Source organism: Nocardiopsis sp. TRM 82005 (genome assembly GCF_056312425.1).
In genome coordinates this window covers 22,778-40,489 of sequence record NZ_JBWDTQ010000025.1, presented here as the reverse complement: position 1 = coordinate 40,489, position 17,712 = coordinate 22,778, and the positions used below count along the sequence as shown (strand labels likewise).

Genomic DNA, 17,712 nt, shown 5'->3' with positions numbered 1-17,712 from the left:
CAGATGCACATCATCGAGACGTACTTCGAATGCTGCGGCTTCGACCACACCATGTTGCAGGGCGGGACCTCCGTCTACCTCTGGAACCTCTCCCGATCGTTCGCCCGCAGCGGCCACCGGGTGTCCCTGGTCTCCCCCGCCCACGGGCGCCTGGACGACCTTCGTAGCCGCCACGAGGTCGAGGACCTGCCCTACGAGGACTCCCACACGCTGCCGCTCGTACTCGATCCGCGCGTCTGGCGGGGGTTCGACGAGACCACGCACCTGGACCTGAGGACGACGGCGCACCGGATCCGCAAGGAGGGCGTCGACCTGTACCTCCTCTCGAACGAGTACCTCGACCGGTTGTCGGACTCCTTCTACCCGCCCTACTCCGCCAAGGGCAGGGATCTCAACTTCTTCAAACCGCTCGTGTTCCAGGTCGACTGCGTCCGCTTCCTTCGCGCGTGGTTCGGGGACGAGAGGGCGATCGTGCACATGCACGAGCCCTACTACCACTACCTCCTGCCCGCGGCGTTGAGGAACGACCCGAGCAAGCAGGTCGTCAGCACGGTGCAGAGCAACATGCCGATCACGAAGAAGGTCCACGCACCCAAGGTGCACCGCCTGTTGGAGACCCTCGGCGCCCCCTTGGGCGGAAGGGCGGGCGACGAAGCCGGCCAGAGCGGGGACCTCGCCGCGATGAGCCAGTACCAGCAGCTGACACACCTGCACTACGAGTACCCGCGGGACTACGTCGGCGTGTACGAACTGGTCGCGGAGCACGCCGACCTGGTCGACTTCCTCTCCCCGGGGCAGAGGGACTTCTACACCACCTTCCGGGACACCCCCTTCGAACGCCTCTTCCGGGAACTCGACGTGTACGGGACGGTGCGCCGCAACGCGCACAAGGGCTTCGTGGGCGGCTGCGCGATCTCCGACACCTGGCTCTCGGCCGACGGCGACGAGGCCGACCGGGACGAGGTCCTCGGCGGTCTGGGCCTGGACCCGAACCTGCCGACCTTCTTCCACAACGCCCGCTACGCGGTCGAGCACAAGGGCCAGCGCGAGTTGCTCCGCGCCGTGGACAGGGTGCTCAGCGAGGGCCTGGCGGCGAACTTCGTCCTGCGCTGCGTCTCGCCCGTGGGGATCGACGACCCCCTCTTCCACGAGGTGGAGCAGCGCTGGCCCGGCCGGGTCCGGATCCAGTCCGACAGGAAGGAGGAGAGCACCGTCCGCGCGTACGCGGCCGCGGCCGACTTCTGCGTCTTTCCCTCGAAGTTCGAGATGGACACCTTCCTCATCGCCCAGGGGGAGGCCATGGCGTACGGGACCGTACCCGTGGCCACGGACCAGTGCGGGATGTCCCACTTCCATCACGCCTCCCCCGAGCCGCTGACCACGGGGCTCTCCGTCAGACGCTCCTTCGCGGAGGACGACGACCTGCTCGTGGCGGCGCTCGTGGAAAGGATGCGTGAGGCCGCCGAACTCCTCGTGAAGGATCCGGAGCGGTACCGGGAACTGTCGGCCAGAGCCGCCGCCGTGGCCGGGGAGTTCACCTGGGAGAACTGCGCGCACAAGCACCTGGAGGCGTTCGAGTCGCTGTGGCGCGGAGAACGACCGGTGCTGGACGCCGGGGAGGCGCTGCGGTGGGGATGGTTCGACATGCTCCCGGAGCACGCCTGGACGGAGCACCGGAAGGAGATCGCCGAGGCCGCGCTGGAGTCGGGGGACCCGGAGGCGTACGCCAGGTGCGCGGCGGTGGACGGCGAGGCCGCACGGCGGCTCTTCCGGTCCGCCTGGCGACGCGGCGACTTCGCCTCCTGTGAACGGTTGCTGCGGGACCACGGCGACCGTGTTCCCGCCGGGGAGATCGACCTTCTACGGTCCCGGCACGGAACACCGTCCGCGGACGCCGGCCGCGGAGCCGTCTACCGGTTCGCGCACGCCCTTAAGGTCGAGATGGTCGTGCCCGCCGCGGAGGCCGGCGGAGGGCGCGCCACCCCACGGGTCGTCCCCCTGGCCAGGACCGGGCCGGGCGAGTTCACGTTCCCGCCGGCACAGGGGGAGGACACGCCCGCGTCGGCGATGCTGCTCTTGACCCTCGACTCCGGACGCTTCGCCTGGGACACGGTGAGCCATGGCTGAGACCACCGACGGAGTGAGGGCGGTCCTGCTCGCGGGCGGTGAGGGGCGCCGGATGGGCTGGTTGGGAGACGGCCTGCCCAAACCCCTGGTCCCCTTCGGGGGCGCCTGCCGTCTCATGGACTTCAGCCTCGCCAACGCCCGCAGGACGGGCTTCGGGGAAGTACTGCTGCTCCCGCAGCACAGGGAACGCCAGATCATGGACACCCTGCACCTGGGTTGGAACACGGCCCCGGGGTTCAGGGTGCACTTCGGTCCGCACGATGCGGCCTACCGTGCCTCCCGCGGGGGCTCGCCGCCGCGGGCGCCCCTCGCTCACGCGGGGCCGCGTGAGAAGGGCACGGCCGACGCCCTGATCCGCAAGGCGGAGTACGTCTTCGGAGAGGGCGCGTCGGAGGTACTCGTCCTGCACTCCGACCACGTCCACCGCTACGACTACGGGCGCCTGATCGCCGAGCACCGGGCCTCGCGCGCGGCGCTGACCATCGCCTACCAGCGCATCGAACGGCGTTGGGTGCACCTGTTCGGCATGGTGGAGTTCGATGGCCGGGGGAACCTCACGGACTTCGCGGAAAAGCCCTCGGAGCCGACCAGCGACCTGGTCTTCGCCGCGTTCTGCGTCTTCGACGCCGCCGTGCTCCACCGCTACCTGGAGATGCTCGACGGCACCTCCTGGCAGCACGACCTCAGCAAGGACGTGATCCCCGCGATGCTCGCGCGGGGTGAGCGGATACGCGGGCACGAGGTCGGTGCCCACTGGGAGGACATCGGCACCGTCGAGCGCTACCACCGCGCGCACCTGGCCCTGGCGAGTCCGCATGCCCGGCTCCCCGTCACCCGGATGCCGTGGACGCTCTCCCCCGGCACGCCCCGGTCCTTCGTGGCCAGCGCGGAGGGGGTGACACGGAGTGTCGTCCCCGAAGGCCTGGCCAACGGGGGGAGCCTCTCTCAGAGCGTCGTGTTTCCCGGGGCGCGGATCGGTGCTGACGCCCGGGTCCACCGCAGCGTGGTGATGCCGGGGGCACGCGTACCCGACCACGCCCGGATCGACTCGTCCGTGGTCCTGGGCAACGGAGAGACACACGTCATCAGGTCCGAGAGGATTGAGCAGACCCCATGAACGACCCGAAGTACGACGTCCTGGTCGCCGGAGGAGCGGGCGTGGACACCATCGTCCGCGTCGACGCCCTGGAAGTCCCCGAAGGCGACTCCGCGGGCGTTCCGCCGGTACACGACTACGTCGCCCACACCGGGAACGGCGTGGCGACCGGCTGCCACACACTGGGGGTGTCCACCAAGTTCATCGACTTCCTCGGGGACGACGCCCAGGGCCGGATGGTCCTGGACGCCTACGCCGGAATCGGCCTCGACTTCAGCCGGATCGTCTCCGCGCACGGCACGCCACGGGGGATCAACCTGGTGGACCCCGAGGGACGCCGCTTCTCCTTCTACGACGGCCGTCACCCGGCCGACCTGCGCCTGCCCCGCGCGTTCTACCTGCCCCACCTGGAACGCTCCAGGCACGTGCACATGTCCATCATCGGCCACAACAGGGACATGTACGAGGACATCGAGGCTCTCGGCCTCTCCAGCTCCACGGACCTGCACGACTGGGACGGGGACAACCCGCACCACCTCTTCTACGCGCTGCGCTCGGACCTGGTCTTCCTCAGCGCCGCGGCGATCCGCGACCGGCTCCCCCGCGTGCTGCACAGCATCATCGACCGCGGGCGGGCACGGGTCGCCGTCGCCACCGACGGGGAGCGGGGCTGTCACGTACTGGTACGCGGGGAACCGGCCCCCAGGCACTACCCCGCGGCGCTCCCCGAGCGCCCGGTCGTGGACAGCAACGGTGCGGGCGACGCCTTCGTCGCCGCGTTCCTGTACTCCTACCTGAAGGACCAGGCGATCAGCGAATGCGCCCTGTCGGGGGCCGTGGCGGGCGCGTTCGCCTGCGGCAGCGCCGGCACCCACACGGAGTTCGTGGACCCGACCGCGCTGCACGAAGCCAGGGAGCGGGCCCGCACAGCCTTCCTCAAGGCGGTGAAGCCGTGAACATCGTGCTCTTCTCGTTCGAGTGCGGCGGCTACGACAACCGGCTGATGCGGGGCGGCCTCTCCCCGCTGGTGTGGAACCTCGCACGGGAGTACACCGGCCACGGCCACCGGGTCAGTGTGGTCACACCGGCGCACGGACATCTGGAGACCCTCCGAGACACCCACCACGTCGAGGAACTGGACTACCAGCACGACCACGAGTTCCCGCTGGTCCTGGACCGGCGGACCTGGCCCGACCACCCGGAGCGCATGGCGCTCCCGCTGTCCACCAGAGCGCACAGGCTCCGCGCCGACGGTGTCGACGTGTACCTGCTCTCGAACTCCTCCCTTGACCTGCTGCCGGGCCGCATCTACCCGCCGCCCGGCTTAGAGGGACGCGACCTCGCGCACTTCAAGCCGCTGGTCTTCCAAGCGGAGGGCGCGAGGTTCGTTGACTGGCTCCACGCCGGGGAACCCGCGGTGGTCCACGCGTTCGAACCCTTCTACCACTACGTGTTACCGCTCGTGTGGGGCCGGGACCCGCTGCGCCGCACGGTGAGCACCGTGGCGGCCAACGCCCCCGTCACGCAGAGCGTCTACGGACCCCAGGTGGAACGCCTGCTGGAGTCCTTCGGCCTCACCTGCCCGGACCTGGAGGCCCTTGAGCCCGCTCCTCCGGTTCCCGGGTCACCGGAGGACATCGTGGAGCGCACCCTGGCTGGGACCAGGATGCACGAGGGGCGCAGGGACGACCACATCGCGATCTTCTCCCTGGTCGCCGCCCACGCCGACCTCATCGACTTCGTCTCGTCCGGCCAGCGGGCATGGTTCACGGGCTTCCAAGGCTCTCCCTTCGAGCCCCTGTTCCGCCGCCTGCCGGTCTCCCGGCTCCTCCAGGCCTCACCCGAGCGGCTGCTCGACGGAGGGTGCGGTGTCTCCGACAGCTGGCTGGCACGCGATCCCGGCTCGGTGGTCCGCGCCGACGTCCTACGCTCCTTGGGACTGTCGCCCCGGCGCCCGACGTTCTACCACGCCTCCCGATACGCCGTGCACCACAAGGGACAGCTGGAGCTGATGCGCTCGGTGGAGAACGTGCTCGCTGAGGACCGGGACGTCAACTTCGTCATCCGCTGCTCCACCGGCTCCGCCGCACAGGATCCCGAGCCGGCCAACGCCCGCTTCCAGAGGGTGGCCGACCGCTATCCGGACAACGTCCACCTGACCTGGGAGCTGGCCGACGAGGAGCTCCTCTTCCGGCACGCCGCCTCCTCGGACTTCTGCGTCTACCCGTCCAAGTACGAACTGGACGGTTTCCTCATCGCCCAGGCCGAGGCCATGGCCTGCGGATCCGTGCCCATCGGTTCGGCCCAGCGGGTCACGGACCACTTCGGGCACGCACTGCCCCACGAAGACCCGCGCTCCACGGGCTTCACCGTGCGCCGCTCCTTCCGGGACGAGGACACCGGCCTCACGAAGGATCTCACCGCGCGGATCCGGGAGGCCCTGAAGGTCTGGCGTGAGCGGCCGGATCTGTACGAGCGCCTGTCGGGGCAGGCCCGGAGCACCGCCCGTTCCTTCACCTGGAGGCGCAGCGCGCGGGTTCGGCTCGACAGGTTCACCCAGCTCCTCGAAGAGGACACCCGGCGGAGCCCCGCTCCGGTCCCGGCGCCCGAGGACTCCACGGGCCCCGGGACAGGCACCGGAGGGGCACGGCGTCGGTGCCGGGCCGAACCGCGGCCCGGCGGGCTCGTGCACGTGGAGTACCGGAGTCCCGGCGTCGAGCGGGTCGAAGCCGTGGCCTCGGCCCCGGGAGGGGGCGCCGGCCCCCGTGCCTCCGGCGGGGACCCGTCCGGGCCAGAGGCTCCGCTCTCGGACGAGGCGGTGCCCGCGGACGCGGACGCGCCCGTGCTCGTCCCCCTGGAACACTCGGGAGGGCTCTTCCGGGGGACGGTCGCCCCGCCGCCCGGCGGAGACCTCGTCCTCCTGCTGACCCGGAGTTCGGGAAGCACCGAGTGGGAGTCCGTTCCCGTCCTCCGCCAGGCACGCCGCCCCCGCGCGGACCTCCCCTACCCGCTGGTCGCGACCGACCTCGACGGCACACTGCTCCGGGACGACCGCTCACTGTCCCCCCGGAACAGGGGCGCCCTCGCCCTGGCGGCGGAAGCGGGCGCACGGCACCTGGTGGTCACCGGCCGACCGGCCTCGTCCTGCCGGGAGCTCTTCGGAGACATCGGATACCGGGGCCTGGCGGTCTGCGGCCAGGGCACACAGCTTTACGACACCGCGCGGGACGAACTGCTCTTCTCGGAGAGCCTCGACCGGGACCTGGCCCGGAGCGTGGTGGAGGACACCCAGGCCCTGTTGGGGGACCCACCGATGGAGGTCGGGGTCATCACCGCCGCGCCGGAGGGATCGTGCGTGGTCACCAGCGGCTTCAGCCCCCGTATCCGGCACGGCTGGTCGATCGCCCGCGACCGCTCGTCCCTCTGGGGCCGGCCCATCGACAAGGTCCTGCTCCAGCAGTCCGGTGTGGCGGACGAGAAGGTCGTCGAAGCAGCCGTGCGCGCCGCCGGGGGAAGGGTGTCCGTCATCCATTCGGACCACGGGATGGTCGAGCTGCTGCCCTCCGGTACCGACAAGGCACGGGGGCTGGCCCGCGCGGCCGAACTGCTCGGGCTCGGCCCCGAGGACACAGTGGCCTTCGGGAACATGCCCAACGACATCCCCCTGCTCTCATGGGCCGACCACGGCGTGGCGATGGCCGACTCGCACCCGGACCTCCTCGCCGTCGCCGACGAGACGGCCCCGGCCCACGACCAGGACGGCGTGGCCGTCGTACTGGAGCGGATCTTCGCACCCCACCACCTCGTGGGAGGAAAATGATGGCCACCACCGACTTCCTGCGTGAGCTGGCGCGAGAACACGGCGTCGCCACGTCCTACACCACCGACCGGGGAACCGAGCACCGGATCCGTCCGGACACCCTGGTGGCGGTCCTGGCCGCCTGCGGTGTGGACGGCTCCTCGCCCAGGGCCGCCCGTGACGCCCTGGAGGCCCGGCGCACGGAGCGGCGCGAGCGCCTCCTGCCCGCGTGCACGGTGGTCCGGACCGCCGAGGGCCCCGGGGCCGCGGCACCGCACCTGTGGCTACCGGACGGTTCCTCCGGTGAGGTCGAACTGGAGGACGGCAGCCGCCGTGATCTGGTGGCCGTCGGCACCGAGCAGCGCGCGGGGCGGCTTCGGTACGGTGCCGGGCCGATGCCCCACGGGCGTCACAAGCTCCGCGTCCAGGGGCCGGGCTCGGCAGCCGAGGGCCACCTGCTGGCCGTACCCGACCGCGTCCGCGTCCCGGACCGACGTGCCTGGGGCTTCACGGTGCAGTCGTACTCCCTGCTCTCCCGCGGTTCGTGGGGAATGGGCGACCTGTCCGACCTCGCCGCCCTGGCCCGCTGGTCCGGCTCCGCCCTGGGCGCGGACTTCGTCCAGCTCGGTCCGCTCCACGCGACCGATCCGAGCCTCCTCTCCGATCCCTCCCCGTACCGGCCGAGCTCCCGCCGGTTCCCCGACCTCATGCACGTCCGTGTGGAGGACCTGCCCGAGTACCGGGACCTGTCCGCCACCGAGCGGAAGGAGGTCGACGCCCTGGCCGCGCGAGCGCGCGCTGACAACACCGCGGTGTTGGACGGCTCCGCGCTCATCGACCGCGGCACCGTACGGGACCGCAAGCTGCGGGCCCTCTGGCGGATCTACCGGGCACGTGCGCACGCCCCGGCACGCAGAGGGGTCTTCGAGGAGTTCGCCCGTGCCGAGGGGAGAGCGCTGGAGGACTTCGCGACCTGGTGCTGTATAGCCGAGGTACACGGCGGCGCGTGGCGATCATGGCCCGCCGAGCTGCGCGACCCGCGATCGGCCTCCGTGTCCCGCCTACGCGAGGAGCTGCGGGAGCGCGTCGACTTCCACATGTGGGCGGTGTGGATCACCGACGAACAACTGGCCGGGGCGCAGCGCGAGGCCGTCGACGCGGGCATGCGCGTCGGCCTCGTGCACGACCTGGCCGTGGGTGTGGCTCCGGAGGGAGCGGACACATGGATGGAGCAGGAACGCATCGCCTCCGGGGTGAGCGTCGGGGCCCCTCCCGACGACTTCAACCGCCACGGGCAGGACTGGGGCCAGCCCCCCTGGCTTCCGGAGGCCCTGGCCGCGACCGCCTACGAACCGTTCTCCGGGCTGCTGCGCTCTGGTCTGCGCCACTCCGGTGCCCTGCGGGTGGACCACGTGATGGGCCTGTTCCGCCTCTGGTGGATCCCGCGGGGATGCCGCCCCTCCGAGGGAGCCTACGTCCACTACGACCACGAGGGCATGCTCGGTGCGCTCGCGCTGGAGGCCCACCGTGCCAACGCCGGAGTGATCGGGGAGGACCTCGGCACGGTCGAACCCTGGGTGGGGGCGGAACTGGACCAACGAGGTTTCCTGGGCACCTCCGTCCAGAGGTTCGAGTTCGTGGACGACACGGAGCGGAGCAGGAGGCCGCTGCCTCCGCAGCGGTGGCGACGGCGCTGTCTCGCGACGCTCACCACGCACGACCTGCCAACGACCGCGGCATGGCTGACCGGAGAGCATGTCGGCCTCCGCGCCGAGCTCGGGCTCCTCACCCGGCCGGAGGAGCGGGAAGCCGCCGACGCGGCGGCCGAACGCGACGCCTGGGTCCTGGAACTGTCCCGCTTGGGCCTGATCGCCGACCCGTTCCACGGAAGCGAAGAGGAGGTGGTGATCGCACTTCACCGGTTCCTCCGCCTGACGCCCGCCCTGATGCTCGGCGTCTGGCTGCCCGACGCGGTCGGCGACCGCAGGCCCCAGAACCTCCCGGGAACCGCGACCGTCCACCCGAACTGGAGACTGCCCGTGGCCGGTCCCCGGGGGCGCCCCGTGCCGCTGGAGGAACTGTCCTCCTCGCCCCTCCTCCGGAGGATCGCCGAGGTCTTCACAGACCTGAATCCCCACAGCGTTGAGAAGGAAAGAGATGCCGATTCCCTCTTCCGTGCGGAGTAACACCATGTCAGGAGTACGGGAGGACGCCGGTGGTTTCGACCTGCTCGCCCCCGAGGGTACGGAGTACCGGGTGGATCTGGTCGACGACGTCCTCGCGCCCGGGAACCCCCTGCTCGCCGAGAAACTGGAAGGGCGCAGGACCGTCGCTTTCATCAGTCCGAACATCGAGCGGCTCTACGGCGACCGCCTGCGTACCTATCTCGGCACGTACATGGGCGACTCGGACTGGAGTCTCACCGTCCTACCGACGGGAGAGCACAACAAGACCCTGGCTTCGGCCGAGTGGGTGTGCGAAGTCGCCAGGCGGTTCGGCCTCGACCGCAACGGCGTGCTGCTGGGGATGGGCGGCGGCATCCTCGCGGACATCGTCGGCTTCTCGGCCTCCGTGTACGCCCGGGGCGTGCGTCACGCCCGGATCAACACGACCCTGGTCGGCCAGGTGGACGTCGGAGTCGGGGTCAAGACCGGGGTCAACGCCCTGGGATCGAAGAACATGCTGGGTACCTACCACCCGGCCCACGCCTCCCTGTGCGACAAGGGCCTGCTGACCAGCCTGCCCGATCGGGAGGTCAGGTGCGGGTTGGCGGAGATCGCGAAGTTGGCGATGGTCCTGGACCCCGAACTCTTCGTGACCCTGGAACGGTACCCGGACGTGTTCCTGCGCGGCGGCGCGCCCGGTCAGCTGGAGACCCACGTCATGCGCACGGCCATGCGCCTCATGATGGAGCAGCTGTGCCCCAACCTCAGGGAGCACGACCTCGCCCGGTTGGTGGACTTCGGCCACACGTTCAGCCCGGTGATCGAGACAGCCGGTGGGCACCGGCTCAAGCACGGAGAAGCCGTCGCCGTCGACATGGCCCTGTCCTGCCTGATCGCCCGGAACCTGGGACTGCTTCGCACGGACGAGTGCGAACGCGCGTTGAACCTCATCAGGTGTCTGGGGCTTCCCCTGTACGACCCGGGTACCTGCACCCCCGAACTGATGGCCGGCGCCATGCGGGCCGCCTGGCGACGCAGGGGCGGCCGCCTGAACCTCGTCGTGCCCACCGCCCTCGGTGCGGGCACCTTCGTCGAGAGCCCGGAGAGTGTGCCGGAACGGCTCCTCGCCGCGGCCCTGGCCGAGCTGGAAACGGCCGAGGCCACGAACGGGCTACAGGAGGTGGCACGGTGAACGCGTCCGGCAACCTGCACCGCGACCTCCTCCGCGAGAAACCGCACGACCACGGCGGCGTGGGCACCGTCCTGGCGCACCGGTTCCACTCCGCGCCGCCCGCCGCCGGCTCCGTCACGCACATCGACGTGGCCGTCCTGCGCCCGGGCGTGTCCATCGGCAGGCATCGGCACGGAAGCGACCAAGAGACCTACGTCGTCCTGCGCGGCAGCGGGATGATGCACGTCGACGGGGCCGATCTGCGTGTCGGTCGCGGCGACGTGCTCGTCAACCGCCCGTTCGGCGAACACGGTCTGACCAACGACGGGAACGAGGACCTGGAGATCCTGGTCTTCGAGGTCGCCGTGAACGAGGAGCACACGGAAAGAACGACATGAGTCCTAGTCCCGAACGCACCGCCGTGGTGGACGTGGGCGGCACGACCCTGCGCGCGGCCACGGGCACGGACGGCCTCCGACCGCCGAGCCGTGTACACCGGGTCCGTACCGCCGGACTCGAATCATTCCCTCACGCCCCCGTCGACGTTCTCCAAAAGCGCGTCGTGGAACAGATCGTCCACGAGGTACTGGACCTGTGCTCCGGTCCCCCGGCGCGTGTCGGCATCGCCTTCGCCGGTCCCGTCACCGCGGACGGACTGGTGACGGCGGCCCCGACCGTATGGGGAGGGGGAGGGGCTCCCCTCCCCCTGGGCCACCTGCTCGAGGAGCGGCTGCGGGTTCCCGTCGTGGTGGCCAACGACCTCACAGCGGCGGCCTGGCGCTACTCCGCCGTCGAGGAGGAGGCGTTCTGCCTCTGGACCGTCAGCTCCGGGATCGGCAACAAGATCTTCCGCGACGGCGAGGTACTGGTGCACCCGGACGGTCACGGGGGCGAGATGGGGCACTGGGTGTGCGACACGTCGACCGAGGCATCCCTGTGCGACTGCGGCGCACGGGGGCATCTCGGTGCCCTGGCGTCCGGCCGCGGTGTACTGGCCGCTGCTCGTGGGGAGGCAGCACGTCGGCCGGAGGCCTTCGCCTCGTCCGGGTTGGGCGGCCTGTGCCGATCGGATCCCGCCCGCATCGACAACCCGGCCCTCGTGGCAGCCGTGCGTGCGGGTGACACCTTCTCCCTGGGGGTCCTCAGGAGCAGTCTCGCCCACCTCGCCTCAGCCGTCAGCGCGGTGTTCATGTCATCCGGCGTACGGCGCCACGTGATCATCGGCGGTTTCGCCCTGGCGGTCGGGGAGCTCTACCGCGACCTCCTGGTGGACGAGCTGTCCAAGCAGGGCTGCTTCGGGGTCGACACGGCGGAGATCGACACCATGGTCGGCCTCGGTTCCGAGGACGACGCACACTCACTCATCGGCATGGCCAGGCTCCTGGAAGCACGCACCCGTCCGGGACGGTAGACCAGAACACGGAAAGGCGGCGACGATGCCCCGAGCCCTGATCGTGGGAAGCGGATTCATCGGCCGTGCCCTCGCCGACACGCTCACCGCCAACGGCTGGAACGTCGCTCTCGCGTCCCGGCGCCCTCCCCACCACCGAGGGCAGTCCCGTGACCGGACGTGGATCCCCCTGGACGCGACGGACGAAGACGCCTGCGCGCATGTGGTGGAGAGGTTCGCACCGGACCGGACCGTTCTGGTGCACGGCCCCTCCGACGCCACCTGGTGCGAAGAGCATCCGGTACGGGCATGGGGGATCCACCAAGCGATCACCGCCAACATCGCCTCCGCGGCGCCCGGCACTCGTCCCCTGCTCATCTCCACGGACAGTGTCTTCGCCGGAACCGACCGAAATCCCACGGAAACGACACCCGTCCACCCGGTCAGCGGATACGGAAAGGCCAAGGCGAACGCGGAGAGGGTCCTGCGCAGGGCCGCCCGTGACGGGAGCGTGCTCCGAGTCAGCCTCGTGTACGGATACGAGCCTCCGAACGCGGGCAAGTGGCTCAACTTCTTCTCGGCGTGCGCCCACCGCCTCGTCCGCGGGGAATCGGTCCTGGCGCCGACGGACCAGTGGACCACCCCCGTACACGTGAACGATGTGGTTCGGGTGGCTGATGCCCTGCTTGAGCCAAGCGTTCCGGACCTCCCCTCCCTCCTGCACCTGGGAGGTCCGGAACGAGTGAGCCGTGCCGCCTGGGCAGGAACGATCGCCGACGCGGTCGGGGCCTCGCGGTCACTCGTCCGCCCCGTCCTGCGGGCCGAGAGCCGGTACGCCTCCCGCCCCGAGAACACCTGTCTCAGCAGCGCTTTCCTGCACCAGATCCCGTCGGTGCGCGACAGGCCGCCCGAAGGTGTTGGGGAAGTCGCCCGGAAACTGGCCCCCGTGTTCCTGGATGGACACCGCGCCTGACGCCCCCCTTAGACGGTGCTCGGACATCTGGAGACGCCTTGATCGAACTGTCCTTATGCTGTTCCAGCGGAGAATGCCATGGACTTCACCAGCCACTGCACTACGCGGTGGACCATCCGGCGCCCCGCCGGTTGAGCTTGATATGGACCTTGCGTACCTCGTGGCCCCGAAGTCGTCCGCGTGCCCCCTCACAATCACCTTGGCAGTGGCGGCATAGACGCACGATCACCGGAGCCGGCCTCGGTATGTTCTCCCATTCGCGCAGCGCTTCGCGTTGATGGCCGGCTAATCGGTGATTCGTACCAGGGCCCCCGCCGCGTGGCCGGATCCTGGCGGACTTCCATGGCCATATCAGGGCACACATTCGTACAGCTCATCGGGGTACTTCCTCAATGCTGCCATCGCTATCACCCTTCCCGGGGATGCAAGCCTCCGTCATCCCCGGCATGGACACCCCAGCCGAACCGGGAGCATCACATATACGCCTTGAACAGGGAGAAAACCACATGCTTCAGTCTCATACCAGCCGCACCGGCGCGGCCAGCACCCGCGAAGCCGGGTTCCTCGATGGCAGACACGTGAAAAAATTTGAGAAGTATGCAATACTTTGCGACGGGATATAACAGACTGTCACAGCCTTCCATGAACTGGCTGCGCCGTTCCGCGAGGTCCCGCGCCCCGCAGCCACGTGCGCCGCCTTCTGAGGCAAGGTGACCCCAACACCTGGGAGGATCCCCACAGACAGCTGGCCGTCGAAAGGCACAGGGTGACGCTCACAGCCTCCTCCTATCACCACCAGGTCGGACTGAGACCCCCTTTCTGCCCTCGGGAAGAATCATGAGCACTCCTGCGCAGGTCAATTTGCTCGGGCCGCTCGAACTACTCGTCCGTGGCGAAGAAGTCGGCCTCCGGTCCGAACGCGAACGCACGGTCCTGGCCGTTCTCGCTCTGAATCTGAACCAGACACTCAGCATCGGCACCCTCGTCGACACGGTCTGGGGCGAGAGCCCACCCCGCACAGTCCGCAACCAAGTGTCGATCTGTATCTCCAGTCTGCGAAAACAGTTGCCCAGGGCTATCGCCACGGTCCCCTCGGGGTACACCCTTTCCTCCAGTCAGGTCTCCACCGACCTGAGGGAGGCCCAAAACAGGGTCCGTCTCGCCCGCGAAGCACGCGCGGCCGAATACCCGGAACGAGCGGTTCGCGAACTACGGTCCTTTGCCGCCCTGTGGCGCGGAAACTGCCTTTCCGACCTCGGAAGTGAATCTGCGCGTCGAGAGGCGACACGGCTGGATGAGTGGCGCATGTCCGTTCGCGAGGAACGCCTCGAACTGGAAGTCGAACTGGGATGGTACCAAGATGCCATCCAAGAGCTACAGAGGATAGTCGAGGAAGACCCGTTTCGGGAGAGAGCGAGTGCTCTCCTCGTCCACGCGCTCTACGGAATGGGAAGGCAGAACGACGCCCTCAACGTGTACACCAGCACACGCGCGCTGCTCTCGGAGCAGTTGGGGGTCGACCCCGGCCCCGAACTGCGGCGATCCCACGAGATGATCATCCATGCCCTCCCCGTGGCGCCCCCACGCGGAGCACCGGCCGAGCTGGTGGACTCGGGTGCTCCCGCTCCCCAGAGGCAACCCGCGCCGGAGCGGCACCATGGTGTCGACATCCCGCGCCAGCTACCACCGGTTCCGCACGGATTCGAAGGTCGGCGGGAGGAACTGCGGCGCATCCAGGACGAACTCGAACTGCGCTCGCGAGCTGGTGTGATGTTCGGTCTGGTCATCACCGGCATGGGCGGGGTGGGCAAGACCGCCCTGGCCCTTCACTGGGCCCATTCGGTGACCGACCGCTTCCCGGACGGGCATCTATACGCGGACCTCGGCGCCTCAACGACGGTGGGGGCGGTCCTGAGTAGTTTCCTGCGTGCCCTGGGAGTACCCGGTGACCAAGTACCGACCAACGTCACCGAACGCACAGCGCGCTTCCGGTCCGAGGTTGCGGGTAAGCGTGTACTGATCGTGCTCGACAACGCTCACAGTTCCGACCAGGTGCGCTCCCTCCTACCAGGCGACCTGCACTGTGCCACCATCATCACCAGCCGCCACAGTCTCGATGGTCTGGCCGTTCTCGAGGGCATCACCTATCTGATGCTCAATACGTTGGACAGCGACGATTCGATACTGCTGTTGAAGAAGGCGCTCGGTCCGCACACTCCAAGCAGTGGCTCCCTGACCGAGCTGGCGGCTCTGTGCGAAGGGCTGCCCCTGGCTCTGCGAATCGCCTCCGCTCGTGTGGCTGGCAACCGTGTCTCCCTCCCCTCCTTGGTCCGGAGGCTTCGTGTCGAGAATCGCCGCCTCACCGAGCTGAGCCGGGGAGAAGTACGTCTCAACGCCAACTTCGAGATCAGCTACGACTCCCTGAGCGAACAGGCGGCCGGCCTCCTACGCAGCCTCGGGCTGCTCAGAGCCACTGACCTCCCGGAGTGGGTGGCGGAGGCCCTGCTCCCCACGGATCCGGTCGCCGCTCAGGACGCTCTCCAGGAATTGCTGGACGCGCACCTGGTGGAGACCGGCGGAGAAGACGAACTCGGCCAGATCCGCTACCGGGTGAACGACCTCGTCCGAATCTACGCCCGGTCGCGGGTTCAGGCCGAGCAGGAGGACGAAGAACAAGTACTCGAACGCTACTTCGGCGGATGGCTGTACCTGCTCAGGTCCTCCTACACCGAAGGAAGCCAACTCCGCGGCAACGCGTCCGACCACTGCCCCGACCTGGATGGCACAGTGCTCTCCGACCCCATCATGTGGCAGGTCGTGGAACGGCGGGCACTGACTGAGGCGGTGGTCCAGGCGTGCGACCACGGTTTCGACGAACTGGCCTGGGAGGCGGCGATGCTGCGTGTCCCCGCCTTCCGCCGGTTCAGTCTGACCGACGAGTGGCGCACCACGCACGAACGGGTCCTCGCGACGGTCCGCGCCGCGGAGAACGACCGTGGCGAGGCAGCCGTGCTCTGGGGCCTCGGGCAGCTCTCCGGTTTCGTCGGCGACGTGGGAGAAGACCACTACCGCGATGCCTTGAAAATCTTCACCCGCCTCGGTGACGACCACGGCCGTGGACTGGTTCTCGCCCACAGCGCCGTCGAACAGCGCAGTCAGGGGCGCACGGCCGAGGCCCTGACCAGCTACGAGCAGGCACTGTCCGCGCTCAGATCGGCGGGCGACCTCGAAACCGAGCAGCATGTTCTCCTGAACATGTCCCGTATCCACATCCAGCGGGGCGACCTGGAGACGGCGGAGCAGACCCTGGCGGCCGTGGCCGAGAGCGGGGGGAACTCGGACCGTTGGGAAATCCGTGCCCACCTGTTCCGACGCCGCGCGGAGATCAGCCTGGTCAGCGGAGACACGGCCGAGGCACTCAAAGCTCTGGACCACGCGCTGGCGCTGGTCACGGACAACGGCGACCTGGTCGGTCAGGTCTATCTCCTGCGGGAACAGGGGGAGGTCCTCCTCACCGCAGGAGAGTTCACTAGGGCTCACCTGTGTCTGTCTACCGCAGCCGACCTCGCAGAAGACGTCGACGACCCGCATTGCCACGCGCTCCTGCGCCGTTCACTAGAGGGGATGGAACGGTCTCGGCTCCGTGCCGGCGGTGACCCGGACCAGGTTGCCGCCGCCTCAGGGCGCCGCCAGTCCGAGTAGCGCGACAAAGTCGTGCGGCGTGGTCGTGAGGGCGCGTCCGACACCCACCGCGACCCGCTCCGCTTCCGTAAGACGACGGCCATGAGTCCCCGCCCCGAGGACACGTGCGAACAGCGACCATCCGGCGAAGGCCACGGCACGACGAGTCAGGTCGTGGTCAGCCTCAGCACGGATCTCCCCGTAGCCGCGCCAAAACGACTCGACGACGGGGCGGCGGACGTCGAAGGCGTCCAGTATCCCATCGATCGTGACCCAGCCACGGGACACATCATCCCCAGGAGCGGGCAGGGGCCAGCACCGTAACAGGCAGTCTCCGACGAAGACCCCCACATCCTGTGCGGCGTCGCCGTTGTGGAATTCCTCCCAGCCCGTGACAAGCACACGTGGCATACCCGGGCCGCCCGAGGACACCAGTACACGGTTCGTGTTCAGGGAGCCGTGAACGGGGACTCCGACGTTCCGCCTTCCCGCCGCGGTCAGGGAGACCACGGCCCTGACTAGTAGCTCGTCGTGGCCCAGGAACGGCCAAGCACAGAGCAGCCGTTCCACTTCGACGGACGGATTCGAGCCGAGACCGGGCGGAGGAGATTCCCGATGCAACCGGCCGATACTCCTTCCCAGGGCACGTGCGTGGACAGTGTCGTCCGTCCACAGGGTGGTGGTCGCCCCTGAGGCCCCGCCCTCGTACAGCGCGAAAGCCTCGGTTCGGCTCGCCCCTATGAGCCGAGGCACGCAGAATGCTTCCGCGTGAGCAGAACGGCGCAGTCGCTCGGCAGCATACAGCCGACTCACACGGCGAGAGGTCCCTCCTGGTACGCGGACCACGAGTACCTCTTCCCCGTTCCCAGCGGTTACCGAGAGGAGATCCTCCGAGAGCATCCGCGGCTCTCCTTGCAGAGGTCCTCCCGGGACGGACGACGATGAGAATCGGCTCGCGGCCCCGAAAAGCGTCCGCTCCGGACCCTGGCTGTCTGGTTCATTCGAAGGGACGGACCGCGCCGGCCAGCCTCGAAGATCCGTCGGGAGGTCCACAAAAATCCTCCGAAAAACGATGCGAAACCAAGTCTTCCTACGTTGGAGCCTGTTCCCAGGACAAACACGGCGAGAAAGGCCACACCATGTTCCAAAAGCGTTCCCTCAGCTGCCTGTTCCTGCTCATTCTTGGCAGTCCCATGATGGCTGGGGCCGTGGCGGCCTCTCCTCAGCCGGTTCACTCCTTCCACGTCTCCTTCGTCGCGAACGACGACCTGGGCTGGAAGTGATCTCCCGCGAGCGACCTCCCGCCCGTC

General features: G+C 69.0%; 12 protein-coding genes. 11 read left to right on the top strand and 1 reads right to left on the bottom strand.

The annotated features are described in order from the left end of the window. Positions 1-3 precede the first annotated feature (3 nt). The 10 genes from AC0T5L_RS20015 (at position 4) to AC0T5L_RS19970 (ending at position 16,423) form a co-directional block, all read left to right on the top strand. Positions 4-2,127: a glycosyltransferase gene (locus tag AC0T5L_RS20015; protein ID WP_476167069.1), complete on the top strand. Its 2,124-nt coding sequence runs from the start codon at positions 4-6 to the stop codon at positions 2,125-2,127. Next, positions 2,120-3,244 (top strand): sugar phosphate nucleotidyltransferase, encoded by a 1,125-nt coding sequence (locus AC0T5L_RS20010; RefSeq protein ID WP_476166982.1) that lies wholly within the window; start codon positions 2,120-2,122, stop codon positions 3,242-3,244. Before AC0T5L_RS20015 ends, AC0T5L_RS20010 begins: the two co-directional genes overlap by 8 nt. After that, positions 3,241-4,179, top strand: a complete 939-nt coding sequence (locus AC0T5L_RS20005) for a carbohydrate kinase family protein (RefSeq protein ID WP_476166981.1) — start codon at positions 3,241-3,243, stop codon at positions 4,177-4,179. Before AC0T5L_RS20010 ends, AC0T5L_RS20005 begins: the two co-directional genes overlap by 4 nt. Next, a complete protein-coding gene (locus AC0T5L_RS20000) occupies positions 4,176-7,043 on the top strand; it encodes an HAD-IIB family hydrolase (RefSeq protein ID WP_476166980.1) in 2,868 nt (955 codons plus the stop codon). The genes AC0T5L_RS20005 and AC0T5L_RS20000 overlap by 4 nt, the downstream gene beginning before the upstream one ends. Then, complete coding sequence (gene malQ, locus AC0T5L_RS19995; RefSeq protein ID WP_476166979.1) at positions 7,043-9,208, top strand: 4-alpha-glucanotransferase; 2,166 nt, start codon at positions 7,043-7,045, stop codon at positions 9,206-9,208. The genes AC0T5L_RS20000 and malQ overlap by 1 nt, the downstream gene beginning before the upstream one ends. 4 nt (positions 9,209-9,212) lie before the next feature. Then, positions 9,213-10,379, top strand: a complete 1,167-nt coding sequence (locus AC0T5L_RS19990; RefSeq protein ID WP_476166978.1) for a sedoheptulose 7-phosphate cyclase — start codon at positions 9,213-9,215, stop codon at positions 10,377-10,379. Further along, the gene (locus tag AC0T5L_RS19985) at positions 10,376-10,756 is read left to right on the top strand and encodes a cupin domain-containing protein (protein ID WP_476166977.1); all 381 of its coding nucleotides are present in this window, start codon (positions 10,376-10,378) and stop codon (positions 10,754-10,756) included. Before AC0T5L_RS19990 ends, AC0T5L_RS19985 begins: the two co-directional genes overlap by 4 nt. Continuing rightward, positions 10,753-11,769, top strand: a complete 1,017-nt coding sequence (locus AC0T5L_RS19980) for an ROK family protein (RefSeq protein ID WP_476166976.1) — start codon at positions 10,753-10,755, stop codon at positions 11,767-11,769. Before AC0T5L_RS19985 ends, AC0T5L_RS19980 begins: the two co-directional genes overlap by 4 nt. A gap of 25 nt (positions 11,770-11,794) precedes the next feature. After that, positions 11,795-12,721: an SDR family oxidoreductase gene (locus tag AC0T5L_RS19975; RefSeq protein ID WP_476166975.1), complete on the top strand. Its 927-nt coding sequence runs from the start codon at positions 11,795-11,797 to the stop codon at positions 12,719-12,721. An 837-nt stretch (positions 12,722-13,558) separates the two neighbouring features. Then, complete coding sequence (locus tag AC0T5L_RS19970) at positions 13,559-16,423, top strand: AfsR/SARP family transcriptional regulator (RefSeq protein WP_476166974.1); 2,865 nt, start codon at positions 13,559-13,561, stop codon at positions 16,421-16,423. Here the strand turns inward: AC0T5L_RS19970 and AC0T5L_RS19965 are convergent. Then, positions 16,400-17,302: a hypothetical protein gene (locus AC0T5L_RS19965; RefSeq protein WP_476166973.1), complete on the bottom strand. Its 903-nt coding sequence runs from the start codon at positions 17,300-17,302 to the stop codon at positions 16,400-16,402. The two genes, AC0T5L_RS19970 and AC0T5L_RS19965, sit on opposite strands and share 24 nt — an antisense overlap. 239 nt (positions 17,303-17,541) lie before the next feature. Here AC0T5L_RS19965 and AC0T5L_RS19960 point away from each other — a divergent pair, with 239 nt between their 5' ends. Then, entirely contained in the window at positions 17,542-17,685 is a 144-nt protein-coding gene (locus AC0T5L_RS19960; protein WP_476166972.1) for a hypothetical protein, read from the top strand. The last annotated feature ends 27 nt before the right edge of the window (positions 17,686-17,712 follow it).

What these genes read in the sequence shown, in the direction of transcription:
- AC0T5L_RS19960 (WP_476166972.1), top strand. Translation starts at nt 17,542, where the DNA reads ATGTTCCAAAAGCGTTCCCTCAGCTGCCTGTTCCTGCTCATTCTTGGC.
- malQ (WP_476166979.1), top strand. Translation starts at nt 7,043, where the DNA reads ATGGCCACCACCGACTTCCTGCGTGAGCTGGCGCGAGAACACGGCGTC.
- AC0T5L_RS20015 (WP_476167069.1), top strand. Translation starts at nt 4, where the DNA reads ATGCACATCATCGAGACGTACTTCGAATGCTGCGGCTTCGACCACACC.
- AC0T5L_RS19965 (WP_476166973.1), bottom strand. Translation starts at nt 17,302, where the DNA reads ATGCTCTCGGAGGATCTCCTCTCGGTAACCGCTGGGAACGGGGAAGAG.
- AC0T5L_RS20010 (WP_476166982.1), top strand. Translation starts at nt 2,120, where the DNA reads ATGGCTGAGACCACCGACGGAGTGAGGGCGGTCCTGCTCGCGGGCGGT.
- AC0T5L_RS20005 (WP_476166981.1), top strand. Translation starts at nt 3,241, where the DNA reads ATGAACGACCCGAAGTACGACGTCCTGGTCGCCGGAGGAGCGGGCGTG.
- AC0T5L_RS19970 (WP_476166974.1), top strand. Translation starts at nt 13,559, where the DNA reads ATGAGCACTCCTGCGCAGGTCAATTTGCTCGGGCCGCTCGAACTACTC.
- AC0T5L_RS19975 (WP_476166975.1), top strand. Translation starts at nt 11,795, where the DNA reads ATGCCCCGAGCCCTGATCGTGGGAAGCGGATTCATCGGCCGTGCCCTC.
- AC0T5L_RS19980 (WP_476166976.1), top strand. Translation starts at nt 10,753, where the DNA reads ATGAGTCCTAGTCCCGAACGCACCGCCGTGGTGGACGTGGGCGGCACG.
- AC0T5L_RS19990 (WP_476166978.1), top strand. Translation starts at nt 9,213, where the DNA reads ATGTCAGGAGTACGGGAGGACGCCGGTGGTTTCGACCTGCTCGCCCCC.